Here is a 25,172-nt window from a genome sequence, read left to right on the forward strand (position 1 = left end):
GGGGCGCCGCCGTGCTCCCGCGGTCCTCCAGGCACGCCGCCAGCAGCCGCGTCTCCGCGGTGCGCTCACCGGCGATGCGGGCCACCAGCATGTCCACCGCGATCCGGCCCACGTCCAGCGCCGGGATGTCCAGCGACGTCAGGGGCTGGGGCAGGTTCGCACCCGCGCTGGCCGCGATCGTCACCACCGACACGTCCCGCGGCACCTGCAGGCCCTCCTCGGCGAGGACCGCCAGCAGCGACGGCAGCGCCGCCTCGTTGTGCACCACGAGCGCGCTCACCCCCGGCAGCTCCTCCCGCACCGCCGCCAGGCTGCTGCGCACGCCCTCGGCCCCCGGCTCGCACGGCTGGTACGCGCCCTCGGCGCCGGCCGCCCGCACCGCCTCGCGGAACCCGTCGCGCACCCGCTCGGCGTACCCGGCGTGCCGGGTCAGCGAGCGCGGCGGCGAGGCCAGCACCGCGATGCGCCGGTGCCCCAGGCCCGTCAGGTGCGCCACCGCGGTGCGCGCCGCACCGGCGAAGTCGAAGTCGACGCAGCTGAGGCCCTTGGGGTCGTTCGGCACGCCGATGAGCACCGTGGGGCGCTCCAGGGCGGCCAGCACGTCCACGCGCGGGTCCTCCGCCTCGATGTCCATCACGAGCAGGCCGTCGACGAGGGAGCCGTTGCTGACGCGGCGCAGGCCGGCGTCCTCCTCCTTCGTCAGCAGCAGCACGTCCAGGTCGTGGCCGCGGGCCGTGGTGGTCACCGACCGCACGAACTGCATGATCACGGTGACGTTGACGTCCTCGCGCAGCGGCGCGACCAGGCCGATGATGTCGGTGCGGTTGGAGGCCAGGGCGCGCGCGCCGGCGTGCGGTCGGTAGCCCAGGTCGCGGATGGCGCGCTCCACGCGCGCGCGGGTGGGCGCGGAGATCGTGCGCTTGCCGCTGAGCACGTACGACACCGTGCTCGCGGAGACCCCCGCGGCCGCGGCGACGTCCATGATGGTGGTCACGGCAGCTCCTCGGTCCTCCCGCGCCCCGCGCGGGTGAGCGCACCGTACCGCCGTCGCGGCCCGCGCGGGCCGCCCCGCGGGGCCGTCCGGGTGCTCCGCCGGCGCGACCGGGCCGTCCCCCTGCGCCAGGCTGGGCCCGTGCACCCCCGGACCCGCCGCCGCGCTCCCGGCCCCGGGCGGGGGCGCGCGTGAACCGCCTCCTGCTGCCGGCCGTGGTCGCCGTCACCGGTGGCGTGCTGCTGGCGTCGGCGCTGTTCGTGCCGTACGTGGCGGTGCAGTTCCGCCGCCGCGGCACCGTCGGGCTGGTGCCGTCCGTGCTGGCCCTCGCCGTCCTCGTGCACGCCCTGGCGGTCGTCGCGTACACGCTGCTGCCGCTGCCGGCGAGCACCGCTCAGCTGTGCGCGGACGGCGGTGAGCAGCCGCAGCTGGTGCCGGGCCGGTTCCTCGCCGACGCCGCCCGCCTGGGGCTGCGCACCCCCGCCGACGTGGTCGCCAACGCCGCCCTGCAGCAGTTCGCCTTCAACGTGGCGCTCTTCGCGCCGCTGGGGGCGTTCGTGCGCCACCTGACCCGGCGCGGTGTGGCCGGCGCGGTCCTGACGGGCCTGGGCGTGTCGGCGCTCGTGGAGCTCACCCAGCTCACCGGTGTGTGGTCCCTGTACCCGTGCGCCTACCGCATCCTCGACGTGGACGACCTGCTCGCCAACACCGCCGGCGCGCTGCTGGGGGCGCTCCTGGCCCCGCTCCTGCGGCGGCTGCCCGGGCAGGAGGCCCGGCCGGCGGGGGTGGCGCGGCCCGTGACGGTCTGGCGCCGGCTGCTGGGCATGGTCAGCGACGTGGTGCTGCTCACCGGGGCCGGGGCGGCCGCCGCGTTCACCTGGCGGGCGCTGGTGCTGGGCGCCGGGCTGCGCGTGCCGCCGGCCGCGGACCGCGCGGTGCTGCTGCTGGTGGCGACCCTGCTGCCGGCGGCGCTGCTGCTGGCGCAGGTGCTGACCACCGGGCGCACCCCGGGGGAGGCGGTGGTGCGGTTGCGCCCGCGCGGCCCGCTGCGCCCGTGGCGGGGGGTGCTGCGCTGGCTGGCCGGCGCCGGCGGCTTCCACCTGCTGAACACCTCCGGGCCGGCGGCGGCGTCGACGCTGGCGGCCGCGCTGGCGGTGGCCGCGGCGGTCGCGGTGTGGACCACGCGCGGGCACCGGGGCCTGCCGCACGCGCTCGCCGGCTGGGACGTCGAGGACGACCGCGTCCCGGCGGACGAGGGCCCGCCGCCGCGGCGGTAGCCTGGGGTCAGCCGAGCCCCCCTCGGTCCACCCCCTCGAAGGAGCGCCGCGCATGGGCCGCGTCGTCATCGACGTCATGCCGAAACCCGAGATCCTCGACCCGCAGGGCAAGGCCGTCGTCGGCGCCCTGCCCCGCCTCGGCTTCGACGCCTTCACCGGCGTCCGCCAGGGCAAGCGGTTCGAGCTGGAGGTCGACGGGGAGGTCACCCCGGAGGTCCTCGAGCAGGCCCGCGCCGCGGCCGAGAAGCTGCTGGCCAACCCGGTCATCGAGGACGTCGTCTCGGTGCGGGCCGCGGAGGAGGTGACCGCGTGAAGGTCGGCGTCGTCACCTTCCCCGGCTCCCTGGACGACGGCGACGCCCGCCGCGCGGTGCGCCTGGCCGGTGCCGAGCCGGTGACCCTCTGGCACGCCGACGCGGACCTGCGCGGCGTGGACGCGGTCGTGCTGCCCGGCGGCTTCTCCTACGGCGACTACCTGCGCTGCGGAGCCATCGCCAGCTTCGCGCCCGTGATGGGCGAGGTCGTCGCCGGAGCGCGGCGCGGCATGCCCGTGCTCGGCATCTGCAACGGCTTCCAGGTGCTGTGCGAGTCGCACCTGCTGCCCGGTGCCCTGGTGCGCAACGACCACCAGAAGTTCGTGTGCACGGACCAGCGCCTGCGCGTGGAGTCCACCGCGACGGCGTGGACGTCCGCCTTCGAGGCCGGTGCCGAGATCACGGTGCCGCTGAAGAACGGTGAGGGCGGCTTCGTCGCCGACGAGGCGACCCTGGACCGCCTGGAGGGCGAGGGCCGCGTGGTCTTCCGCTACCTGGGCGCCAACCCCAACGGCTCGCTGCGCGGCATCGCCGGCATCGCCAACGAGCGCGGCAACGTGGTGGGCCTCATGCCGCACCCGGAGCACGCGGTGGAGGACGGCTACGGCCCCGGCACCGACGGGCTGGGGCTGTTCACCTCGGTGCTGACCGCGGGCCTCGCGGCGGTGGGCGCGTGAGCGCCCCCGTCGTGCCCAGCGCGCGCGCCCTGGACACCGTCGAGCGCGCCACCGCCACGCCGGAGCACGGGCAGCCGTGGGCGGAGCTGGGCCTGAAGGCCGACGAGTACGCGCGCATCCGCGAGATCCTGGGCCGGCGGCCCACGGGCGCGGAGCTGGCGATGTACTCGGTGATGTGGAGCGAGCACTGCTCCTACAAGTCGTCCAAGGTGCACCTGCGCACCTTCGGCGAGCACCTGACGGACGAGATGAAGACGTCCCTCATGGTGGGCATCGGCGAGAACGCCGGCGTGGTCGACATCGGCGACGGCTGGGCCGTGACGTTCAAGGTGGAGAGCCACAACCACCCCAGCTACGTCGAGCCCTACCAGGGCGCGGCCACCGGCGTGGGCGGCATCATCCGCGACATCATGGCGATGGGTGCGCGCCCGATCGCCGTGATGGACTCGCTGCGCTTCGGGGCGATCGACCACCCGGACACCGCCCGCGTGGTGCCCGGCGTCGTCTCCGGCGTGGGCGGGTACGGCAACTGCATCGGCCTGCCCAACATCGGTGGCGAGGTCGTCTTCGACCCCTCCTACCAGGGCAACCCGCTGGTCAACGCGCTGTGCGTGGGTGCGCTGAAGCACGAGGACCTGCACCTGGCGAACGCGCGCGGCGCCGGCAACCTCGTCGTGCTGTTCGGCGCCCGCACCGGCGGCGACGGCATCGGCGGCGTGTCGGTGCTGGCGTCGGAGACGTTCGAGGCAGGCGGCCCGAGCAAGCGCCCCGCGGTGCAGGTGGGCGACCCGTTCCAGGAGAAGGTGCTCATCGAGTGCTGCCTGGAGCTGTTCCACAGCGGGCTGGTGGAGGGCATCCAGGACCTCGGTGGGGCGGGGCTGTCCTGCGCGACCAGCGAGCTGGCCAGCGCCGGTGACGGCGGCATGCTGATCCACCTGGACCGGGTGCCGCTGCGCGACCCCTCGCTCTCGCCGGAGGAGATCCTCATGAGCGAGTCGCAGGAGCGGATGATGGCGGTGGTCACCCCGGCCAACGTCGAGGCGTTCCTCGCGGTGACCGCGAAGTGGGACGTCGAGGCCGCCGTGCTCGGTGAGGTCACCGACGGCGACCACCTCGTGGTGCAGTGGCACGGCGAGACGGTCGTGGACGTGCCGCCGCGCACCGTGGCCCACGAGGGCCCGGTGTACGAGCGCCCGTACGCGCGCCCGGCCTCGCAGGACGCGCTGCAGGCCGACGCCCCGACGGCGCAGCGCCTGCCGCGCCCGGCGGGCGGGGACGAGCTGCGTGCCGCGCTGCTGCGCCTGGTCGCCTCCCCGAACCTGTGCAGCCGCGCGTGGGTGACCGACCAGTACGACCGCTACGTGCTGGGCAACACGACCCTGGCGATGCCCGACGACGCCGGCGTGGTGCGCGTGGACGAGAGCACCGGGCTGGGCGTGGCGCTGTCCCTGGACGGCAACGGGCGCTACGCGAAGCTCGACCCGCGCGCCGGTGCGCAGCTGTCGCTGGCGGAGGCGTACCGCAACGTCGCCACCACCGGTGCGAAGCCGCTGGCGGTGACGGACTGCCTGAACTTCGGCTCCCCGGAGGACCCGGGCGTCATGTGGCAGTTCGCGGAGGCCGTGCGGGGGCTGGCCGAGGCGTGCGAGGCGCTGGGCGTGCCCGTCACCGGTGGCAACGTGTCGCTGTACAACCAGACCGGCGACGCCGGTCTGGACTCGGCGGTGCTGCCCACCCCGGTGATCGGCGTCCTCGGGGTGCTCGACGACGTCTCGCGCCGCACCCCCTCGGGGTGGCGCGAGGCCGGGCAGAACGTCTACCTGCTGGGCACCACCCGCGACGAGCTGGGCGGCTCGGAGTGGGCGTGGGCCGAGCACGGCCACCTGGGCGGGCTGCCCCCGGCGCTGGACCTGGAGCACGAGAAGCTCCTGGCGGACGTGCTGGTGAACTGCTCGCGCGACGGCCTGGTGGACGCCGCGCACGACCTCTCCGACGGCGGCCTGGCGCAGGCCCTCGTGGAGAGCTGCCTGCGCTTCGGCGTGGGGGCGCGCGTGTGGCTGGACGAGCTGTGCGAGCGTGACGGCGTCGACGCGTTCACCGCGCTGTTCTCGGAGTCGGCGGGCCGCGCGGTCGTCGCGGTGCCCCGCGAGGACGAGGTGCGGTTCACGGACATGTGCACCGCGCGCGGCCTGGCGCACCTGCGCATCGGCGTGACCGACGTCGTCGAGGGCGAGGAGCCGGCCCTGGACGTGCAGGGGCTGTTCTCGCTGCCGCTGGCCGAGCTGCGCGAGGCCCACTCCGCGACCCTGCCGGCGCGCTTCGGCGCCTGACCGCCCCGACCCGGTGCCCCTCCCGCCCACGCGGGAGGGGCACCGGTGCGTCCGCGGGAGCACGGGGCGTCACCGGAGACGAACCCCGGTGATCGTGAGCGCGTCACCGCCGAGTCGGCGCGCGTTCACCTCGCCTCCCTAGCGTCACGGGAAACCACCGATCCGAGAGGTCTCCCGTGTCGCAACCAGTCGTAGCCCGCCCAGAGCTGAGCCGCCGTCACCTGCTGGGCCTCAGCGGAGCCGGCGCCACCGTCCTCGCGCTGGGCGTCGCCGCCCCGGAGACCGCGGCTGCGGCACCGCCGCCGCTGCGGGGGGACCTGTTCGGGCTGGGGGTGGCCAGCGGCGCACCCCGCCCCGACGGCGTGGTCCTGTGGACCCGGCTGGCGCCGGAACCGCTGGCCGAGGACGGCCACGGCGGGATGCCGCTGCGGCCGGTGAGCGTGCGCTGGCAGGTCGCCCTCGACGAGGGTTTCGAGCAGGTCGTGCGCACGGGCCACGCGCTCGCCCAGCCGGAGCTCGCCCACTCGGTCCACCCGCGGGTGGAAGGGCTCGACGCCTCCACCGACTACTTCTACCGCTTCCTGGTGGGCCCGCGGACCAGTCCCGTCGGGCGGTTCCGCACCCTGCCCGCGCCGGGGGCGCCCGTCGGCTCGTTCAGCGTCGGCGTGGTCTCCTGCCAGGCCTGGTACCACGGCCACTTCACGGCCCACAAGCACCTGGCGGCCGAGGAGGACCTGGACCTGGTGGTGTTCGTGGGCGACTACGTCTACGAGTACGGCATCACGGACACCAACCTGTGGCGCCAGGGGGCCGAGGTGGGCGCCGCCCACGCCGTGGAGATCGAGACCCTGGAGCAGTACCGCCTGCGGTACGCGCTGTTCAAGAGCGACCCGCACCTGCAGGCCGTGCACGCCCGCGTCCCGGCCGTCGCGATCTGGGACGACCACGAGGTGCAGAACAACTACGTGGCCGACTCCTCGGCCTACGGCATCCCGGACGAGCTGTTCGCCCACCGGATCGCGGTCGCCTACCGGGCGTTCTACGAGAACATGCCGCTGGACGTGGACTCGCTGCCCACCGGGCCCGAGTCGGACATCACCACCGGTTTCGACGTCGGTTCCCTGGCGCGGTTCTCATTGCTGGACACCCGGCAGTTCCGCGACCCGGTCCCGGACGGGCCCGAGGAGCAGTACGCCGAGTCGCGCACCATGCTCGGCGCGGCCCAGGAGGCGTGGGTCCGGGAACGGCTGACCCGCACCCCGGCGACGTGGAACCTGCTGGCCAGCGGGGTGGTGGTGACCGCGATCAGCGAGGACCGCACCGACATGTGGGACGGTTACCCGGCCGCCCGGCAGCGGCTCCTGGACGCCATGGGCGCCTCCCGCAACCCGGTGGTGCTCACCGGGGACATCCACAAGCACGTCGCCGCGGAGCTCAAGGCCGACTTCTCCGACCCGGACGGGCCCAACGTCGGCGTGGAGCTGGTGTGCACGTCCGTCGCCTCCGACGGGGACGGCGCTGAGACCGACTCCTACACGCCCGACTGGGTCCGCCACGACTACGTCCGCCTCTACGACGGCCGCCGCGGCTACCTCCACGTTCACCTCACCCCGGAGGAGATGGTCTCCAGCTTCTGGATCGTGCCGTGGATCGAGGCCGACGACACCGCCCCGAAGCAGTTGAGCGCGCGGTTCACCACCCCGGCCGGTGACCCCCGTCTGATCCAGGCCTGAAGGAGACCACGATGACCGCACGCCCCCGCACCGTCACCGAGCTGGCCGCCGAGAGCGCCCTCGCCCGCACCGTCCTGAGCTGGCAACCGGCCGGCTGGGAGCCGCTGATCGACCACTACCGCGTCTACGCCACCCGCGGGGAGCGCCGGCGGTGGCGGCCCACCGAGGCGGACCTGCTCGGCAAGACCGTCTACCCCCGCTTCGTCCACGACGGGCACGACCCGGCCGGCGAGGAGTGGACCTACGTGGTCACCGCCGTCTCCGACGCCGGTGCGCGCAGCAGGCCCAGCGCCGCGCTCACGGCCGCGTCGCAGGCCTCGGTCACCGCCACCGGGCTCGAGGTCGCCCGGATCGGGGAGTTCGACGGGAAGAGCCTGGAGTTCCGCTTCGCCCCGGCCGGCTACGCGCAGATCCCCACGACGTACCCCGACGCCCTCGTCGAGTACGTCCAGGGCCGGGACACCCCGGCGGCTGCGTGGCCCTACCTGCTGCCCGGTCCCGGTGACGGCTGGGCCGGGAACAAGGCCTACACCGCCGACTGGCACCTCACCCTCGACGAGGCTCCGTCCGGCGACCACGACCTGGCGCTGTGGCTGATCGACAGCACCCGCCTGGGCGGTCGCCTGGAGGTCGACGTCAACGACACTCGCGTCCAGGACGTCGACGTGGCGGCCGGAGCCACGCGCGGTTCGCGCGACGGTGACGCCACCGTGCCCGGCTCCACCCTGGTCCGTTCCTTCCACGAGTTCGCGGTGCCCGCCGGGGCGCTGCGGGCGGGGGAGAACACCGTCCGGTTCCGTGTGGCGACCGGGGGCTGGGTCGCCTGGGACGCCATCGGGCTGTACGTCCGCCCGTAGCGCGTTCTCCCCGCGCGGGGCCCGCCCACGGCCCGCCACCCCCACCCGGGGTGGCGGGCCGTCGCGTGCCCCGCGGGTCAGCGCAGCCCGGTGCGCCGGCGCTCCTCCTGCGCGGCCAGTCCCGCGTCCAGGCGCTCCTGCTCCCAGCCCTCCACCACGGCCCGCCGCAGCAGGTCCGCCTGCGAGGCCGGCGCCAACCCGCCGATCGGCTGGTCGCGGTCGAGGTTCGTGGGGAACGCGTACGCCTCGGCGGCCACCGCCACCACGTTGCGCAGTTCCCGCTCGGGCGCCCCGGCCGCCCGGCGGGCGCGCAGGGCGCCGAAGACGGCCGAGCTGATCGCGGTGGTGTCCACCGTCTCCATCGCCCGCCCGAACGCCGACGAGACCTGCAGCAGGTTCGCCATCCGGGCGACGTCGGCGGACGCGTTGGAACCGGCGCCGTGGAACAGGGCGGGGTTGAAGAACGCCGCGTCGCCCTTGCGCAGCGGCAGCTGCACGCGGTGGGCGTCGAAGTACTCCGTGAACTCCGGCTGGTGGAAGGCGACGTAGCCGGCGGGGTACTTCTGCGAGTGCGGCAGGTACAGCGTCGGGCCCGTCTCCACGGACATGTCCACGTGCGCCACGGCCCCCTGCAGGGTCAGGGCGGGGGAGAGCGCGTGCACGTGCGCGGGGTACGCCAGCGCCTGCTCGCGGTCCATGAACCCCAGGTGGTAGTCGCGGTGCGCGCGCTGCGCGGTCCCGCCCGGGTTCACGACGTTCACCTGTGAGGTGACCTGGTAGCCGCGCCCCAGCCAGGCCTCGCTCACCAGCGCGAGGACGTCGTTGGCGTAGTAGTCGCAGAACGCCTCCGGGTCGCGCACGGCGAACTTGTCCAGCGCGCCCCACACGCGGTCGTTCGCGCCCGGCGTGGCGAAGTGGTCGCCGCCGGACACGCCCGCGGCCCTCTGCTCGGCGATGAGGGCGCGGAACACCTCGCCGGCGCGGTCGACGACCGCCTCCTCGAACGCGCCCCGGAACACCACGACGCCGGGGCCGTCCGCCAGGGCCCGGGCCAGTTCCGCCTGCACGTCGCGCCGGTCGGCCGGATCGGCGAGGTGGTCGCGCACCCGCTCGCCGTAGACGAGGACGCCCTGCTCGACGGCGTCGGCGAACGGGTGCTCCTCCAGGCGCGTCTCCTGCTCGACGACCGCGCGGAACGCGTCGAGGTCGCAGTCGGCCGGGGTGAACCAGACGGGGGTGCGGGGTGCGGTGGGGACGGTGGTCATCGTCTCGGCCTCTCTGCCGTCACGGGCGGGTCGTGCCACCACGCTAGGGCGGCCCCGCGGGGGAGCGGGGCTTGAAAAGCCCTCAAGGACACCTCAGGCTCGTCCGCCGTGACCCACCCGTTCCGCCTCCGCGAGATCGCCGCCCAGGCCGGGCTGAGCCTGGCCACCGTCGACCGCGTGCTCCACGGGCGGCCCGGGGTGCGCCCGGGCACCGTCGCGGAGGTCCACCGCGCCGTCGCCGAGCTGGAGCGGCAGCGCTCCCAGCTCAGCGCGAGCGGCCGCGCGTTCCGGGTGGACCTGGTGGTGCAGGCCCCTCCGCGCTTCTCGGGGGCGGTGCGCTCGGCGCTGGAGGCGGTGCTGCCGTCGCTGCGACCCGCGCTCGTGCGGGCCCGCTCCCACCTGCACGACGGCGCCTCGGCGGAACCCCTGGCGGCGACGCTGCGCACGCTGGCGCGCCGCGGCTCGGACGGCGTGGTGCTCAAGGCGCCCGCCCGGCCGGAGGTCCTCGACGCCCTCGCCGAGGTGACCGCGGCCGGCGTCCCGGTCGTCACGCTCGTCACCGACCTGCCCTCCCGCGCCCGGACCGCCTACGTGGGCCTGGACAACCGCGCCGCCGGCGCGACGGCCGCGTACCTGCTGGCGCAGTGGCTGGGTGGCACCGGGCGGGAGGACCCCGGCGACGTGCTCGTCGTGCGCGCCGGGGGTTCCTCGCGCGGCGAGGACGAGCGCGACGAGGGGTTCCGCAGCACCCTGGCGCGCCTGGCGCCGGGCCGCGCGACGGTGGACGTCGTCGACGACGAGGACTCCGCCGCGGCGGTGGCCGCGGGCGTGGTTCGGGTGCTCCGGGAGCGGGCGGGCGTGCGGGCGGTCTACTCGATGTACGCCGGCGCGGGCGGGAGCACCGCCGTCCTGGACGCCTTCGCCGCGGCGGGGCGCGGGTGCGCGGCGTTCGTCGCGCACGACCTGGACGGCGAGAACGCGGAACTCCTGCGCGACCGGCGGATCTCGGTGGTGCTGCACCACGACCTGCGCGCGGACCTGCGTCGCGCCTGCCGGGTGCTGCTGCACGCCCGCGGCGTCCTGCCCGGGCCCGTGCCCGCGCGGCCCTCCCAGGTGCAGGTGGTGACGCCGTTCAACGTCCCACCGGTCTCGCTGCGCGGCTGACCCGTGCAGCGAGGCACAGCCGTCCAGGACGGAGCCGGCGACGCACCGAGGGGAGGGGTCAGGCCGGCGCGGGGCTCGAGCGCACCTCCGCCAGCCGCACCGGCCGGTGCTCGCGCAGCGAGAGCATGCACGCCTCGGCGATCCAGCCGGCCTCCACCGCGTCGGCCACGGTGCACGGCGAGGGCCGGGTGCCGGCGACGACCTCGGTGAACGCGCGCAGCTCGGCGCGGTAGGCGTCGGCGAAGCGGTCCATGAAGAACGTGTGCGGCGCCCCCGCGGGGAACGTCGCCCCGGGTTCCAGCGAGCGCAGCGGCAGGTGGTCCTCCAGGCCGGCGGCGACGCTGTCGGCGGTGCCGTGCAGTTCCAGGCGCACGTCGTAGCCGCGCGCGTTGCACCGGGTGTTGGAGACGAGGGCGATCGCGCCGTCGTCGAGGGTGAGGACGGCGGCGGAGGTGTCCACGTCGCCGTTCTCGGCGAACACGGGGTCGCCGTTCGCGCTGCCGGTGGCGTAGACCTCCACGACCTCCCGGCCGGTGACGAACCGCACGGTGTCGAAGTCGTGGACGCTGCAGTCGCGGAAGATGCCGCCGGAGGTGGCGACGTACGCGGCGGGCGGTGGGGCGGGGTCCATCGTGGTGGAGCGCACCGTGTGCAGCCGGCCCAGCGCCCCGCTCGCCACCGCCTCGCGGGCCGCGGCCACGGCCTCGTCGAAGCGGCGGTTGTACCCGATCTGCACGGGCACGTCGCCGGCCTCCACGCGGCGCAGCACCGCCACCGCGTCGCCGGCCGCGCGGGCGACGGGTTTCTCGCAGAACACGGGGACCCCGGCGTCGAGCGCGGCGAGGACCAGTCCCGGGTGGGCGTCGGTCGCGGCGGCGACGACGAGACCGTCGACGCCGGAGGCCAGCACCTCCGCCACGTCGGCGGCGGTGGTGACGCGGCCGGGGTGGCGCTCGGCGACCGCCCGCGCCGCACCGGGGGCGGCGTCCGCGACGACGAGGTGGTCGACGGCCTCCAGGCCGGTGAGGGTGGTGGCGTGGAACGCGCCGATGCGGCCGAGGCCGACGAGTCCGAGGCGCACGGGTTCCTCCAGGGGCGTGTCGGGTCCGCCCCGGCGGTTCCGGGGCGGCGGGTCAGTCCAGGGCGCCCAGGACGTTCTGGTCCCAGTCGACCACCGAGCCGGTGACGACGCCGGAGCGGTCGGACAGCAGGAACACGACCATCTCGGCGATCTCGCCCGGGTCCGCGAGGCGGCCCATCGGCAGGTCCCGTCCGGCGGCCGCGGCCCAGTCGTCGCCGGCGCCGTGGAACTCCCGCTGGGTCGCGTCCTCGCCCTCGGTGTCGGTCCAGCCGATGTCCAGGCCGTTGACGCGGATGCGGTCGCGGCGGTGCGCGTGCGCGGCGTTGCGGGTCAGCCCGGCCAGCCCGGCCTTCGCGGCGACGTACGGCGCCAGGTACGGCTGCCCGCCGTGCTCGGAGGAGGAGATGACGTTCACGACGCTGCCCGGTGCGCCGCGGGAGACCAGGTGGCGCACCACCTCCTGCATGAGGAAGAACGGGGCGCGCAGGTTCACCGCCACGTGGGCGTCGAACAGCTCGGGCGTCGTGTCGAGCAGCGTGCCGCGCGACGTGAGGCCGGCGGCGTTGACGAGGTGGTCGACGCGGCCGTGGCGCTCCACCGCGGCCGCCACCGAGGCGCGCGCCTGCGCGACGTCGGCGACGTCGGCCCGCACGAACGCGGCGTCCCCGCCGGCGGCGGTCAGCTCGGCGACGAGGGCCTCGCCGGGGCCGGGCCGGCGGCCGGTGACGACCACGGCGGCGCCCTCGCGGACGGCTGCCCGCGCCACGGCGGCACCCACCCCCTGGGTTCCGCCGCTGACGAGCACGACCCTGCCGGGCAGCAGTGCCACGGGACCTCCTGGTGACGCGGGGCGGGAACGTGAGCTGGGTGGGTCAGCGGTCGACGAGGGTGACCTCGAACGCGTAGCGGCTGGCGCGGTAGACGTGCCGGCCCCACTCGACGGCGCGGCCGGAGTCGTCGTGGGTGGCGCGCTCCATGGTCAGCAGCGGGCTGCCCCGGGTCTCGTCGAGCAGGGAGCACTCCTCGGCGGTGGCGCGCCGCGCCCCGATGCGCTGGCGCGCCACGCGCATCCCCACGCCCCGCGAGCGCAGCAGCTGGTACAGGCCGCGCTCGGCGAGGCTGGACGCGGTGAGGTCCGTGAACGGTTCGGGCAGCCAGTTCTCCAGCACGGCCAGCGGTTCGTCGGCGGAGAAGCGCAGTCGCCGCAGGTGCAGGACGGGGCTGCCCTCGGGGACCGTCAGGGACGCGGCCACCTCACCGGGGGCGGGCACGACCTCGTGCACGAGGACCTTCGTGGTGGGTTGCTGGCCCTTGGCGGCGAGGTCGTCGTGCAGGCTCGTCAGCTCCACGGGGCGGGTGACCTGCCCGTGGACGACCTGGGTGCCGACGCCGCGCTTGCGCACCAGCAGGCCCTTGTCGACGAGCTGCTGGATGGCCCGGCGCATCGTGGGGCGGGACAGGCCCAGGCGGTCCGCCAGGTGGATCTCGTTGTCCAGGCGCGAGCCGGGGGGCAGCTTGCCGACCTCGATCGCCTGCTCGATCTGCCGCGCGACCTGGAAGTAGAGGGGGACCGGGCTGGACCGGTCGAGGTCGTCGAAGAGGTCGTCCACCGCGGGGCTCCTGTGCTCAGCGTCGCTGCCCAGCCGCTGTCGGCCGTCGCGCCATGCTAGCCCGGGGTGGGCCTTCACGTCAGCATGTCGATTTGTCTTGACATATGCTTGACAGTGCTCGGGGCGGGGAGCACGCTGGGCTCGTCACCGCGCCGCTGCGGCCCGGGCGACGCAGGCGCCCGGGAGGGACGCACCGCTCCCGGGCGCACCGGAGCGCTCCCTCCCGGGCGTGCTCCGGCACCGCCGGTACGAGGCCCGACGACTTCGAGGAGACTCGCGTGAGCAGCAGTGCCGCGTTCGACGTGGTGACGATCGGCAGGGTCGGCGTCGACCTCTACCCCTTGCAGGACAACGTGGGGCTGGAGGACGTCGAGACCTTCGGCAAGTACCTCGGCGGCAGCGCCACGAACGTGGCGGTCGCCGCTGCCCGCCACGGCCGCTCCTCCGCCGTCATCACCCGCACCGGCGAGGACGCCTTCGGCACCTTCGTGCACAAGGCGCTGGCGGAGTTCGGCGTCTCCGACGCGTTCGTCTCCGGCGTCGAGGGCCTGAACACCCCGCTGGCGTTCTGCGAGATCTACCCGCCGGACCACTTCCCGCTGCTGTTCTACCGCCTGCCCACCGCACCGGACCTCCGGATCCGCGCGGAGGAGCTGGACCTGGAGGCGATCTCCCGCGCCGGCGTGTTCTGGTCCACGGTCACCGGCCTGAGCGAGGAACCCAGTCGCGGCGCGCACCACGCCGCCTGGCAGGCCCGCGCCCGCCGGCCGCTGACCGTCCTGGACCTGGACTACCGGCCCATGTTCTGGGAGGACCCCGCCGAGGCCACCGCCGAGGTGCGCCGCGCCCTGCCGCACGTGACGGTCGCCGTCGGCAACAAGGAGGAGTGCGAGGTCGCCGTCGGCGAGACCGAGCCCCGCCGGGCCGCCGAGGCGCTGCTCGACGCCGGGGTGGAGATCGCGATCGTCAAGCAGGGACCGCGCGGCGTGCTGGGCATGACGCGCGACGAGGTCGTCGAGGTGCCCCCCACCCCGGTCGAGGTGACCAACGGCCTGGGTGCCGGTGACGGGTTCGGCGGCGCGCTGTGCCACGGGCTGCTGGCCGGCTGGGACCTCGAGCGCGTGCTGCGCTTCGCGAACGCGGCCGGCGCGATCGTCGCCACGCGCAGGGAGTGCTCCACCGCCATGCCGACGACCGCCGAGGTCGAGGCCCTGCTCGAGGAGGTCGCCGCCCGTGCCTGAGAACCCCTCCTTCGCGAAGGACTACGCGGAGGTCTCCGACGTCCGCGCGTTCCGTCCCGGGCGCATCGCCGAGCTGGCGCGGGCCCGCCGCCGCCGGGAGCAGGTGCTGCCCGCCGACGGCCGCCTGATGGTCATCGCCGCCGACCACCCGGCGCGCGGCGCGAACGGCGTCGGCGACCGCCCGATGGCGATGGCCAGCCGCACCGAGCTGCTGGACCGGCTGCGGGTGGCGCTGGCCGACCCGGGTGTGGACGGTCTGCTCGCCAGCGCCGACATCATCGAGGACCTCACCCTCGTCGGAGCCCTGGAGGGCAAGGTCGTCCTCGGGTCGATGAACCGGGGGGGCCTGCAGGGGGCCTCCTTCGAGCTCGACGACCGCTTCACCGGGTACGACGCCCGGGCGATCGCCGACGCCAACCTCGACGGCGGGAAGTTCCTCACCCGCATCGCGCTGGACGATCCGGGCACCCTGTCGACCCTCACCGCCTCCGCCGACGCGATCAGCGAGCTCGCCGCCCGCCGGCTCATCGCGATGATCGAGCCGTTCTGGTCGCGGCGCGAGGGCGGGAAGGTCACGCACGACCTGACGGCCGAGGGCGTCATCAAGTCGGTGAACGTGGCGCAGGCGCTGGGGCGCACCACCGCGTACACGTGGCTGAAGCTGCCCGTCGTGGACGAGATGGAGCGCGTCATGGAGGCCACGACGCTGCCCACCGTGCTGCTCGGCGGGGACCCCACCACCTCTCCCGAGGAGACGTTCGCCACCTGGCAGAAGGCGCTGGCCCTGCCGTCGGTGCGCGGGCTGACCGTCGGGCGCACCCTGCTGTACCCGCCGGACGACGACGTGGCGGCCGCCGTGCGCACCGCCGCCTCGCTCGTGCACTGACCACCGCCGGACCGAGAACGACGAAGGAAGAGGACCAGGACGTGGCGGAGAACCCCCACCACCTGCCCCGCGGCAGCGCCGCCCGCGACGGGTTCGACCTCGTGGTGACCCCCGAGAGCGCGGGCTGGAGGTTCTCCAGCCTGCGCACGCTCACCCTCGCGCCGGGCGCCGCCCGCGAGTTCGCCACGGGGGAGGAGGAACTGCTCGTCCTGCCGCTGTCGGGTTCGGCGCGCGTCGAGGCCGGCGGCGAGGTGATCGACCTGACCGGCCGCAGCAGCGTGTTCGACGCGGTCAGCGACTTCGCCTACGTCGGGCGCGACAGCACCGTGCGGGTGAGCAGCCGCGACGGTGCCGTGCTGTCCTTCCCCGGCGCGCGCGCCCGCCGCCGGCTGCCGTTCCGCTACGGCCCGGCCTCCGACGTGGCCGTGGAGCTGCGCGGGGCGGGGCGGTGCAGCCGGCAGGTGAACAACTTCGCCACCCCGCAGGCCTTCGAGACCGACAAGCTCATCGCCTGCGAGGTGCTCACCCCGGCAGCGAACTGGTCCTCCTACCCGCCGCACCGGCACGACCGCACCAGCGACGTGGAGAGCGAGCTGGAGGAGGTCTACTACTTCGAGTTCCGCTCGCTGGCCCCCGCCGGGACCCCCGGCGCGGAGGCCGGGCTGGGGTACCAGCGCGTGTACGGCGAACCCGAGCGGCCGATCGACGTGCTCGAGGAGGTCCGCTCCGGCGACGTCGTGCTCATCCCGCACGGCTGGCACGGCCCGTCCATCGCCTCCCCGTCGCACGACATGTACTACCTCAACGTCATGGCCGGCCCGGAGGACGAGCGGGCCTGGAGGATCTGCGACGACCCCGCCCACGGCTGGGTCCGCGGCACGTGGGACGGCCAGGAGATCGACCCCCGGCTGCCCCTCTGCTCCGCGCCCACCGGCGCCTGAACACCCCCTCGAAGACACGGACCGATCGGAGCCGATCGCCATGAGCGCAGAAACCCCCGCCGCCGCCGGCACCGTCCGCCTGACCGTCGCCCAGGCGGTCGTGCGCTTCCTCAGCAGCCAGTTCACCGAGCGCGACGGGCAGCGCCAGCAGTTCTTCGGCGGCGTCCTCGGCATCTTCGGCCACGGCAACGTGGCCGGCGTCGGGCAGGCGCTGCTGGAGGCCGAGCTGGAGGCCGACGCCGGGGACGGCTGGAAGCCCGCCGCGCAGGTGCCCTACGTGACAGGACGCAACGAGCAGGCGATGGTCCACACCGCCGTCGGCTACGCCCGCCAGAAGGACCGGTTGCAGGCGATGGCCGTCACGGCGTCCATCGGGCCGGGTTCGTCGAACATGCTCACCGGCGCGGCGCTGGCCACGATCAACCGCATCCCCGTCCTGCTGCTGCCCAGCGACGTCTTCGCCACCCGCGTCGCCTCCCCCGTCCTGCAGGAGCTGGAGCTGGACTCCGGCTACGACGTCTCCGTCAACGACGCCTTCCGGCCGCTGTCGCGGTTCTTCGACCGCGTGTGGCGGCCGGAGCAGCTGCCCGCCGCCCTGCTGGGGGCGATGCGGGTGCTCACCGATCCCGCCCTGACCGGCGCGGCCACCGTCTGCCTGCCGCAGGACGTGCAGGCCGAGGCGCACGACTGGCCGGTGGAGCTGTTCCGCGAGCGCACCTGGCGCGTCGCCCGTCCGGCGCCGGAGAAGGCCCTGATCGAGGAGGCGGCGGCGCTGGTGCGCGCCGCGAGGGCGCCGATGGTCGTCGCCGGCGGCGGTGTGACGTACTCCGGCGCCGACGACGCCCTGCGCGCGTTCGTGGAGGCCACCGGCATCCCCGTCGGCCAGTCCCAGGCGGGCAAGGGGACGCTGCCCTACGACCACCCGTTGTGCCTGGGGGCGATCGGTTCCACCGGCACGACCGCGGCCAACGAGATCGCCGCCGAGGCCGACCTCGTCATCGGCATCGGCACCCGCTACTCGGACTTCACCACCGCTTCGCGCACGGCGTTCCAGAACCCGGACGTGCGGTTCGTCAACATCAACGTGGCCGGGCTGGACTCCGTCAAGCACGCCGGCCTGCCGGTCCTGGCGGACGCCCGCGAGGCGCTGGAGGCGCTCGGCGCCGCGCTGGAGGGCTTCTCCACGCCGGACGCGTACCGCGAGCGCGCCGCCCGGCTGAACCGCGAGTGGGACGCCGTGGTGGACCGGTACTACAACTCCGGGCTGGGGGAGCGCAACGGCGTGCTCGCGCAGGCGGAGGTCCTGGGCGCCGTCGACGAGGTCGCCGAGGCGCGCGACGTCGTCGTGTGCGCGGCCGGGTCGCTGCCGGGCGACCTGCACTGCATGTGGCGCACGCGCGACCGCAAGGGCTACCACGTGGAGTACGGGTACTCCTGCATGGGCTACGAGATCCCCGGCGGCATCGGGGTGCGCATGGCCGCCCCGGACCGCGACGTGTTCATCACGGTCGGGGACGGCTCGTACCTGATGATGCCCACGGAGCTGGTCACCGCCGTGCAGGAGCGGGTGAAGGTGATCGTGGTGCTGCTGCAGAACCACGGGTTCGCCTCCATCGGCGCCCTGAGCGAGTCGCGCGGTTCGCAGCGCTACGGCACGAAGTACCGCTACCGCGACGAGCAGGGCCACCTCGCCGGCGACAAGCTGCCCGTGGACCTCGCCGCCAACGCCGAGAGCCTGGGCGTGCGGGTGCTGCGCGTGCACACCCGCGACGAGCTGGTCGCGGCGCTGCGGGACGCGAAGGCGTCGGAGGAGTCGACGCTGGTGCACGTGGAGACCGACCTGTACTCCGAGGCACCCGACGGGGGCGGCTGGTGGGACGTGCCGGTCTCGGAGGTCTCGCACCTGGAGTCCACGCGCAGCGCCCGGGTGGAGTACGAGCAGCACAAGGCGCGCCAGCGCCCGCTGGTCTGACGCCCGCCCGCAGGGGCGCCACCGCCCCGCCAGGTAAGAATGTCCAGACAAATGCTTGACAGGTCGCGCTCCGCGCGCGACAGTTCCGGTGCCCGCTCCGCCAGGAGCGCACGACGACGTGGGAGGGTTCAGTCAGTGAGCCGCATCACCATCGGGTCCGCCCCCGACTCCTGGGGCGTCTGGTTCGCCGACGACCCGCTGCAGACCCCGTGGGCCCGCTTCCTCGACGAGGTCGCCGAGGCCGGGTACGAGTGGATCGAGCTGGGCCCGTACGGCTACCTGCCGACCGACCCGCAGCAGCTGGCCGACGAGCTGGCGCCCCGGAACCTCAAGGTCTCCGCCGGCACCATCTTCGCTGCCCTGCACCGCCCCGACCACTACGACGAGGCGTGGGCCCAGGTCGAGCAGGTCGCGGAGCTGACCCGGGCGGTGGGCGGCACCCACCTGGTGGTCATCCCCGGCCAGTGGCGCAGCGACAGGACGGGCGAGGCGCTGGAGCCCCGCACCCTCGACGACGAGGGCTGGCGGCGGCTGACCTCCGGCATGGACCGCCTCGGCCGGGCGATCAAGGACGGCTACGGCCTGCAGATGGCGTTCCACTCGCACGCCGACACGCACGTCGACACCCAGGACGAGATCGAGCGCTTCCTGGAGACGACCGACCCCGACGCGGTCAAGCTCTGCCTGGACACCGGCCACGTCAGCTACTCCGGCGGGGACAACCTCGAGATCATCCGCCGGTACCCCGACCGCATCGCCTACGCCCACCTCAAGCAGGTGGACCCGCAGGTGGTCGCGAAGGTGAAGGAGGACGACCTCGGGTTCGGCGACGCGGTCAAGCTGGGCGCGATGGTGGAGCCCCCCCGGGGGGTCCCCGACATGCCGCCGATCCTCGACGCGCTGGAAGATCTGGGGCGTGACGTCTTCGCCATCGTCGAGCAGGACCTCTACCCGGTCGCCTTCGACGCCCCCCTGCCCATCGCCCGGCGCACCTCCACCTACCTGCGGTCCTGCCGGCTCCCGCAGGCCTGACGGCCCGCCCCGCGCCACCGTCTCGCACCAGACCCGCACCACCCCGCTGGGACCCAGCGGGCTCGACGCACCGGGCGCGACCGCCCGTGGAGAAGGGAACGGATCGATGAGGATTCGCTCGCGCAGGACGACCGTCGCCGCGTTCGTGGCCGTGGCCGCGATGACGGTGGCGGGGTGCAGCTCCTCCGGGGGCCGCCCCGCCGACGAGGGGGGCGACGACGCGGCCGCGGGCGTGGCGGACACCCCGCGCATGGAGATCGCGATGATCACCCACGCCGCACCCGGCGACACCTTCTGGGACATCGTCCGCTCCGGTGCGGAGGACGCCGCGGCCAAGGACAACGTCGAGCTGAACTTCCAGGGTGACCCCGAGGCCGGCAACCAGGTGAACCTGGTGCAGAGCGCGATCGACTCCGGGGTGGACGGCATCGCCGTCACCCTGGCCAAGGCCGACGCGCTGAGCCCGGTGGTGCAGAAGGCCACGGAGGCCGGCATCCCCGTCGTGGCGTTCAACGGCGGCTTCGAGGACTGGCAGGAGTCCGGCGCCGTCGGCTACTTCGGCCAGGACGAGGAGCTCGCCGGCGAGGCCGCCGGCACCCGGCTGAACGAGGACGGCGCCACGCACGAGCTGTGCGTCATCCAGGAGCAGGGCCACGTCGGCCTGGAGGCGCGCTGCCGCGGGGTGGACAACACCTTCAACGGCACCAGCGAGGTGCTGTACGTGACGGGCACGGACATGCCGTCGGTGCAGCAGGCGATCACCTCCAAGCTCCAGCAGTCCCCGAGCATCGACCGGGTCGTCACCCTCGGCGCACCGTTCGCGATGACGGCGGTGCAGTCCGTGGACGCGGCCGGCAGCGACGCCCAGGTGGTCACCTTCGACACCAACTCCGAGCTGATCGGCGCCATCCAGGACGGCGACGTGCAGTGGGCGATCGACCAGCAGCCGTACCTGCAGGGCTACCTCGCGGTGGACTCGCTGTGGCTGTACAACACCAACGGCAACACCATCGGCGGTGGCCAGGCGACGCTGACGGGCCCGTCGTTCATCGACTCCACGAACGTCGACCGGGTGGCGGAGTTCGCCGCCGGCGGGACCAGGTGAGGCCGTCGTGAGCACCTCGGTGAGCCCCGCGGGCACCGCGCCCGCCGTCCGGGACCGCGACGACCGCGTCCGCACCCGCTCCTTCACCTCCCGACTGCTGTCCCGGCCGGAGATCGGCTCCCTCATCGGCGCCCTGGCGGTCTTCGTCCTCTTCGCCGCCGTCGCCCCGACCTTCCGGCAGGCGTCCTCGCTGGCCACGGTGGCCTACGCCGGCTCGACCATCGGCATCATGGCCGTCGCGGTGGCCCTGCTGATGATCGGCGGGGAGTTCGACCTGTCCGCCGGTGTCGTGGTGACCACGACGGCGCTGACGGCGGCGACGTTCGCCTACCAGTTGCGGCTGAACCTGTGGGTGGGCGTCGTCGTCTCGCTCCTGGTGGCCCTGGCCGTCGGCGCCTTCAACGGCTGGCTGCTCATGCGCACCGGCCTGCCGAGCTTCCTCATCACCCTGGGGACGTTCTTCATGCTCCAGGGCATCAACCTGGGCGTGACGAAGCTGCTCACCGGCGGCGTCTCCTCCAGCGCCGTGTCGGACATGGACGGCTGGGACTCCGCCCGGGCGGTGTTCGCCTCGACGATCAGCATCGGCGGCGTCGGTGTCCGGATCACCGTGTTCTGGTGGATCCTCTTCGTGGCGGTCGCCACGTGGACGCTGCTGCGCACCCGGGTGGGCAACTGGATCTTCGCGGTCGGCGGCGACTCCGCCTCCGCCCGTGCGGTCGGCGTGCCCGTCAAGCGGACGAAGATCGGCCTGTTCATGACGGTCGGCTTCTGCGGCTGGTTCGTCGGCATGCACCAGCTGTTCAGCTTCGACTCCATCCAGTCCGGCGGCGGGGTCGGCCAGGAGTTCATCTACATCATCGCCGCCGTGGTCGGCGGGTGCCTGCTGACCGGCGGGTACGGCTCGGCGGTCGGCTCGGCCATCGGCGCCCTCATCTTCGGCATGACGAGCCTGGGCATCGTCTACGCCGGCTGGGACGCGAACTGGTTCAAGCTGTTCCTCGGCGTGATGCTCCTGCTGGCCACGATCGTCAACCTGGTCGTCAAGAACCACGCGGCGAAGAGGTGAGGGGACCGATGAGCACCGACACCCACCAGCGGACCGGAGGGCCCGGCCACTCCCCGAACACGGAGATCCTGCGGCTGACCGACGTCGGCAAGAGCTACGGCAACGTCCACGCCCTGCGCGGGGTGTCGCTGTCGGTCAAGCAGGGTGAGATCACCTGCGTGCTCGGTGACAACGGAGCCGGCAAGTCGACCCTCATCAAGGTCGTCGCCGGCCTGCACCAGCACACCGAGGGCACCGTCGAGGTCAACGGCGAGGCCGTGCGCTTCACCTCCCCCAGGGAGTCCCTGGAGCGCGGCATCGCGACCGTCTACCAGGACCTGGCGCTGGTGCCGTTGATGTCGATCTGGCGCAACTTCTTCCTCGGCTCGGAGCTGCGCACCGGCTTCGGGCCCTTCAAGCACCTCGACGTCAAGCGCATGATGGAGATCACCGACGAGGAGCTGACGAAGATGGGCATCAGCGTGCCCGACCTCGAACGCCCCGTCGGCGCCCTGTCCGGCGGCCAGCGCCAGTGCATCGCCATCGCCCGGGCGATCTACTTCGGCGCCAAGGTGCTCATCCTCGACGAGCCGACGGCCGCCCTGGGCGTCAAGCAGTCCGGCGTGGTGCTGAAGTACGTCGCCAAGGCCCGCGACGCGGGTCTCGGCGTCATCTTCATCACCCACAACCCGCACCACGCCTACCTGGTGGGCAACCACTTCGTGATCCTCAACCGCGGCCACGTCTCCCTGGACAAGCCGCGGCAGGAGATCACGCTGGACGAGCTCACCAACGAGATGGCCGGCGGCGCGGAGCTCGAGGCCCTGAGCCACGAGCTCTCCGTCCCCGGTGAGACCCCCGAGAACGCCGCCGGCCTGACGACGGCCCGCACGACCGGAAGGTGACGACACCGATGAGCACGGCGACGCAGACGACCCTGCACACCGCTCGCGAGGGGTACGACCGGGACCTCCGCGTCGCCGTGCTCGGCGTCGGGATGATGGGGCAGGACCACGCCCGCCGCCTGGCGCAGCTGACCAAGGGCGCGCGGCTCGTCGCGGTCAGCGACGTGGACGGGGCCCGCACCGACGCGGTGGCCGCCGAGTTCGGCGTGCGCGCCCTGCACGACCCGGTCGCGGCCGTCGAGGACCCCGAGGTCGACGCGGTCGTCATCGCCACCCCCGGGTTCACCCACGAGGGCCTCGTGCTGAAGGCCCTCGAGGCCGGCAAGCCGACCCTGTGCGAGAAGCCGCTGACGACCTCCCCGGAGACGTCCCGAGCGATCGTCGAGGCCGAGCGCGCGCTGGGCCGGCAGCTCGTCCAGGTCGGTTTCATGCGCCGCTTCGACGCCGAGTACGAGCGGCTGCGCGCCGTCGTCGCCTCGCAGGAGCTGGGACGGCCGCTGTTCCTGCACTGCGTGCACCGCAACGCCACCACCCCGCCGAACTTCTCCTCCGAGATGCTCGTCCTCGACTCGGTGGTGCACGAGGTGGACGCGGCCCGCTTCCTGCTCGGTGAGGAGATCACCGCCATCACGGTCCTGAGGCCCGGGCGCACCTCGAACGCCCCCGAGGGCCTGCAGGACCCCCAGTTCGTCCTCATGGAGACCGAGAGCGGCGCCCTGGTCGACGTGGAGATCTTCGTCAACACCACGACCGGGTACGTCGTGCGCACCGAGCTCGTCGCCGAGCGCGGCACCGCCCAGATCGGCCTGGGCGTCGGTCTGGTCCAGCAGTCCCGCGCCGGCTGGGGCGGCGGCATCCCCGCCGACTTCAAGGAGCGCTTCGGCGCCGCCTACGACGTCGAGTTCCAGCGCTGGGTGGACGCCGTCCGCAGCGGCGCCGGCGTCGACGGCCCGGGCGTGTGGGACGGGTACGCCGCCGCCGCCGTCTGCGCCGCCGGCGTGGAGTCCCTGCGCACCGGCCGCCGCGTCGAGGTCGACCTCGGCGCCCGGGTCTGAGGGGAGCGGTGACCGTGCAGATCGCCCTGGACACCTACATGTTCCGGGACGTGCCGCTGCTGGAGCTGCCCGGCGTGGTCGCGGACCTCGGCTACGAGTGGATCGAGCTGTCCCCGCGCGAGGACTTCATCCCGTTCTTCCGCCACCCGCGGGTGGACCTGGCCACGGTGCGGGCGTTCCGCAAGGCCCTCGACGCGGCGGGGGTGGGTGTGTGCTCCACCCAGTTCGTGCAGCGCTGGTCCGGCCCCGGTGAGGACGAGCGCCGCCAGGCGGTGCGCAACGTCAAGCGCATCGTCGAGGTCACCACCGAGCTCGGCGTGCCCGTCGTGCAGTCGGAGTTCAACGGCCGCCCCGAGCTGCCCGAGGCCAGCGAGGCCCGGTTCCTCGACTCCTTCGAGGAGCTGGCGCCCGTCTTCGAGGTGAACGGGATCGAGCTGCGCCTCGAGCCGCACCCCGACGACTTCGTCGAGGACGGCTTCCGCGCGGTGGACCTCGTGCGCGGGCTGGACCGCCCGTGGGTGGGGTTCGTGTACTGCACCCCGCACACGTTCCACCAGGGCGGTGACGGCCCGGGGATCGTCCGGTACGCCGGTGACCTCGTGCGCCACGTGCACGTGGCCGACACGTTCGACCCCCGCGGTTCCTCCGGGCTGCGGTACATCGTCAACCCGCCCGGCTCGACGGCGCGCGTCCACCAGCACCTGAACATCGGTGAGGGCGAGGTGGACTTCGACGGCATCTTCGCCGCCCTGGGCGAGGTCGGCTTCGACGGGGCGGTGTGCGCCAGCGTCTTCGCGTGGGAGGAGGAGCGCGAGCAGTCCAGCCGGCTCATGCGCGAGAAGATCCAGGAGCACGTCGACCGCTGGTGAGCGGGTCGTGACGGGCGGCGCGGTCAGCGGGCGAGCGCGCACCGGGCACGCAGCAGCGGGACCCCCGGCCCGGTCAGCTCGTCGCAGAACGCGCCCCGGCCGGCGACGGCCATGGTCAGCGCGAGCGTCGAGCCGCGCACCAGCGCTCCCGCGCCGGTCGTGAACGGGCCGTCGGTGGCCTCCAGTCGCAGCCCTCGCGACGCGCTGCGGCCGCCCACCGTGAAGTCGCGGGCCGTGAAGAACCGCGCGACCTCGGTGACCACGGGGACCGGCGGCCCACCCGCGAGCCCGAGGGGGCGGCGCACGTCCTGGGCGTGCACGACGACCTCGCCCAGCCACGCCGCCGTGTGCCCGGTGGGGGCCGTCGTGCTGGTGACCACCGCGCGGAACCGCTCCAGCGTCCGCGCGGGCGTGGCGCCGAGCTGCTCGGCCAGGCGCCGGTCGTTGTGCACGCCCGGGTCGAAGCGCGCCCCGGCCATGCTCGCCAGCCAGCGCGCCCGGCCGGTGCTCGCCGCCGCGGTCAGGTGCGCGACGACCTCCTCCACCCTCCAGCGCCCGCACAGCGACGGCCGCGCCCAGTCCGCGTCGTCGAGGCCGGCGAGGTCGTCGGCCAGCGCGGCGCGCTCGCTGTGCGCTGCCGCCCACAGGGCGTCGCGCGCGGTGGGGGTGGTGGTGGTCACGGCGTCCTCCGGGTGCGGGTGCGGGTGCGGGTCTCGGTGGGGGTGACCCCGGACGCGTCGCGGAATCACCGGTCGCCGCCCCGCCGACCGGGTCGGGGCTCGCCGCGGCGCGCACCGCTGTGCGACGCTGCCCGCACAAC

General features: G+C 74.2%; 23 protein-coding genes and 1 pseudogene. 18 read left to right on the top strand and 6 right to left on the bottom strand.

All coding sequences use genetic code 11. The features are described from left to right. Window positions 1-70: 70 nt before the first annotated feature. A pseudogene (locus tag MN205_RS03020) lies at window positions 71-943 on the bottom strand (LacI family DNA-binding transcriptional regulator); the annotation flags it as partial. Here MN205_RS03020 and MN205_RS21445 point away from each other — a divergent pair. The 7 genes from MN205_RS21445 (at window position 876) to MN205_RS03055 (ending at window position 8,178) form a co-directional block, all read left to right on the top strand. Further along, window positions 876-1,031 (top strand): hypothetical protein, encoded by a 156-nt coding sequence (locus MN205_RS21445; protein ID WP_242124191.1) that lies wholly within the window; start codon window positions 876-878, stop codon window positions 1,029-1,031. The pseudogene MN205_RS03020 and the gene MN205_RS21445 overlap by 68 nt on opposite strands. Window positions 1,032-1,182: 151 nt before the next feature. Further along, the gene (locus MN205_RS03030; RefSeq protein ID WP_242124193.1) at window positions 1,183-2,268 is read left to right on the top strand and encodes a VanZ family protein; all 1,086 of its coding nucleotides are present in this window, start codon (window positions 1,183-1,185) and stop codon (window positions 2,266-2,268) included. Between the two features lie 52 nt (window positions 2,269-2,320). Next, complete coding sequence (gene purS / locus MN205_RS03035; protein WP_242124194.1) at window positions 2,321-2,581, top strand: phosphoribosylformylglycinamidine synthase subunit PurS; 261 nt, start codon at window positions 2,321-2,323, stop codon at window positions 2,579-2,581. After that, window positions 2,578-3,258 (top strand): phosphoribosylformylglycinamidine synthase subunit PurQ, encoded by a 681-nt coding sequence (purQ, locus tag MN205_RS03040; RefSeq protein ID WP_242124196.1) that lies wholly within the window; start codon window positions 2,578-2,580, stop codon window positions 3,256-3,258. Before purS ends, purQ begins: the two co-directional genes overlap by 4 nt. Beyond that, the gene (gene purL, locus MN205_RS03045; RefSeq protein WP_242124198.1) at window positions 3,255-5,588 is read left to right on the top strand and encodes a phosphoribosylformylglycinamidine synthase subunit PurL; all 2,334 of its coding nucleotides are present in this window, start codon (window positions 3,255-3,257) and stop codon (window positions 5,586-5,588) included. The genes purQ and purL overlap by 4 nt, the downstream gene beginning before the upstream one ends. Before the next feature lie 176 nt (window positions 5,589-5,764). Then, window positions 5,765-7,321 (top strand): alkaline phosphatase, encoded by a 1,557-nt coding sequence (locus MN205_RS03050; RefSeq protein WP_242124199.1) that lies wholly within the window; start codon window positions 5,765-5,767, stop codon window positions 7,319-7,321. Window positions 7,322-7,332: 11 nt separating this feature from the next. Next, window positions 7,333-8,178 carry a polysaccharide lyase family protein gene (locus MN205_RS03055; RefSeq protein WP_242124201.1) on the top strand — a complete coding sequence of 282 codons (846 nt, stop codon included), beginning with the start codon at window positions 7,333-7,335 and terminating at the stop codon, window positions 8,176-8,178. A gap of 77 nt (window positions 8,179-8,255) precedes the next feature. Here the strand turns inward: MN205_RS03055 and MN205_RS03060 are convergent, their stop codons facing one another. Then, entirely contained in the window at window positions 8,256-9,443 is a 1,188-nt protein-coding gene (locus MN205_RS03060) for a phytanoyl-CoA dioxygenase family protein (protein ID WP_242124203.1), read from the bottom strand. Between the two features lie 108 nt (window positions 9,444-9,551). Here MN205_RS03060 and MN205_RS03065 point away from each other — a divergent pair, with 108 nt between their 5' ends. Beyond that, entirely contained in the window at window positions 9,552-10,607 is a 1,056-nt protein-coding gene (locus MN205_RS03065) for a LacI family DNA-binding transcriptional regulator (RefSeq protein ID WP_242124205.1), read from the top strand. 58 nt (window positions 10,608-10,665) lie between these two features. Here the strand turns inward: MN205_RS03065 and MN205_RS03070 are convergent, their stop codons facing one another. From MN205_RS03070 to MN205_RS03080, 3 genes are read right to left on the bottom strand one after another with little or no spacing between them, the layout of a single operon-like run. Continuing rightward, the gene (locus MN205_RS03070) at window positions 10,666-11,688 is read right to left on the bottom strand and encodes a Gfo/Idh/MocA family oxidoreductase (protein ID WP_242124207.1); all 1,023 of its coding nucleotides are present in this window, start codon (window positions 11,686-11,688) and stop codon (window positions 10,666-10,668) included. Window positions 11,689-11,740: 52 nt separating this feature from the next. Continuing rightward, on the bottom strand, window positions 11,741-12,517 hold the full coding sequence (locus MN205_RS03075) for an SDR family oxidoreductase (RefSeq protein ID WP_242124209.1): 777 nt from the start codon (window positions 12,515-12,517) through the stop codon (window positions 11,741-11,743). A 43-nt stretch (window positions 12,518-12,560) separates the two neighbouring features. Then, entirely contained in the window at window positions 12,561-13,298 is a 738-nt protein-coding gene (locus MN205_RS03080) for a GntR family transcriptional regulator (RefSeq protein WP_242124211.1), read from the bottom strand. Window positions 13,299-13,576: 278 nt separating this feature from the next. Between MN205_RS03080 and iolC the strand changes: the two genes are divergently transcribed. The 10 genes from iolC (at window position 13,577) to MN205_RS03130 (ending at window position 24,352) form a co-directional block, all read left to right on the top strand. After that, entirely contained in the window at window positions 13,577-14,539 is a 963-nt protein-coding gene (gene iolC / locus MN205_RS03085; protein ID WP_242124213.1) for a 5-dehydro-2-deoxygluconokinase, read from the top strand. Next, on the top strand, window positions 14,532-15,425 hold the full coding sequence (locus MN205_RS03090) for a deoxyribose-phosphate aldolase (RefSeq protein ID WP_242124215.1): 894 nt from the start codon (window positions 14,532-14,534) through the stop codon (window positions 15,423-15,425). The genes iolC and MN205_RS03090 overlap by 8 nt, the downstream gene beginning before the upstream one ends. A gap of 41 nt (window positions 15,426-15,466) precedes the next feature. Next, window positions 15,467-16,366 carry a 5-deoxy-glucuronate isomerase gene (gene iolB, locus MN205_RS03095; RefSeq protein WP_242124217.1) on the top strand — a complete coding sequence of 300 codons (900 nt, stop codon included), beginning with the start codon at window positions 15,467-15,469 and terminating at the stop codon, window positions 16,364-16,366. Window positions 16,367-16,406: 40 nt separating this feature from the next. Beyond that, window positions 16,407-18,338 carry a 3D-(3,5/4)-trihydroxycyclohexane-1,2-dione acylhydrolase (decyclizing) gene (gene iolD, locus MN205_RS03100; protein ID WP_242124219.1) on the top strand — a complete coding sequence of 644 codons (1,932 nt, stop codon included), beginning with the start codon at window positions 16,407-16,409 and terminating at the stop codon, window positions 18,336-18,338. Between the two features lie 135 nt (window positions 18,339-18,473). After that, on the top strand, window positions 18,474-19,370 hold the full coding sequence (locus MN205_RS03105) for a sugar phosphate isomerase/epimerase (RefSeq protein WP_242124220.1): 897 nt from the start codon (window positions 18,474-18,476) through the stop codon (window positions 19,368-19,370). Between the two features lie 106 nt (window positions 19,371-19,476). Next, window positions 19,477-20,475: a sugar ABC transporter substrate-binding protein gene (locus MN205_RS03110; RefSeq protein WP_242124223.1), complete on the top strand. Its 999-nt coding sequence runs from the start codon at window positions 19,477-19,479 to the stop codon at window positions 20,473-20,475. 7 nt (window positions 20,476-20,482) lie between these two features. Further along, window positions 20,483-21,544, top strand: coding sequence for an ABC transporter permease (locus MN205_RS03115; protein WP_242124225.1), 1,062 nt, complete (start codon window positions 20,483-20,485; stop codon window positions 21,542-21,544). An 8-nt stretch (window positions 21,545-21,552) separates the two neighbouring features. Continuing rightward, window positions 21,553-22,428 (top strand): ATP-binding cassette domain-containing protein, encoded by an 876-nt coding sequence (locus tag MN205_RS03120; RefSeq protein WP_242124227.1) that lies wholly within the window; start codon window positions 21,553-21,555, stop codon window positions 22,426-22,428. Window positions 22,429-22,436: 8 nt separating this feature from the next. Then, window positions 22,437-23,483: a Gfo/Idh/MocA family protein gene (locus MN205_RS03125; protein ID WP_242124229.1), complete on the top strand. Its 1,047-nt coding sequence runs from the start codon at window positions 22,437-22,439 to the stop codon at window positions 23,481-23,483. Window positions 23,484-23,497: 14 nt separating this feature from the next. After that, entirely contained in the window at window positions 23,498-24,352 is an 855-nt protein-coding gene (locus MN205_RS03130; RefSeq protein WP_242730631.1) for a sugar phosphate isomerase/epimerase, read from the top strand. 23 nt (window positions 24,353-24,375) lie between these two features. Here MN205_RS03130 and MN205_RS03135 read toward each other — a convergent pair whose 3' ends face one another. After that, window positions 24,376-25,032 (bottom strand): maleylpyruvate isomerase family mycothiol-dependent enzyme, encoded by a 657-nt coding sequence (locus tag MN205_RS03135; protein ID WP_242124233.1) that lies wholly within the window; start codon window positions 25,030-25,032, stop codon window positions 24,376-24,378. Window positions 25,033-25,172: the final 140 nt, after the last annotated feature.

The organism is Kineococcus sp. TRM81007 (assembly GCF_022669155.1).
Classification (GTDB): Bacteria; Actinomycetota; Actinomycetes; order Actinomycetales; family Kineococcaceae; genus Kineococcus.

Bases quoted from the DNA above. Each gene is read 5' to 3' on its own strand.
- MN205_RS21445 (WP_242124191.1), top strand. From the start codon at position 876: ATGGCGCGCTCCACGCGCGCGCGGGTGGGCGCGGAGATCGTGCGCTTG.
- MN205_RS03055 (WP_242124201.1), top strand. From the start codon at position 7,333: ATGACCGCACGCCCCCGCACCGTCACCGAGCTGGCCGCCGAGAGCGCC.
- MN205_RS03110 (WP_242124223.1), top strand. From the start codon at position 19,477: ATGAGGATTCGCTCGCGCAGGACGACCGTCGCCGCGTTCGTGGCCGTG.
- purS (WP_242124194.1), top strand. From the start codon at position 2,321: ATGGGCCGCGTCGTCATCGACGTCATGCCGAAACCCGAGATCCTCGAC.
- MN205_RS03060 (WP_242124203.1), bottom strand. From the start codon at position 9,443: ATGACCACCGTCCCCACCGCACCCCGCACCCCCGTCTGGTTCACCCCG.
- MN205_RS03120 (WP_242124227.1), top strand. From the start codon at position 21,553: ATGAGCACCGACACCCACCAGCGGACCGGAGGGCCCGGCCACTCCCCG.
- iolD (WP_242124219.1), top strand. From the start codon at position 16,407: ATGAGCGCAGAAACCCCCGCCGCCGCCGGCACCGTCCGCCTGACCGTC.
- MN205_RS03125 (WP_242124229.1), top strand. From the start codon at position 22,437: ATGAGCACGGCGACGCAGACGACCCTGCACACCGCTCGCGAGGGGTAC.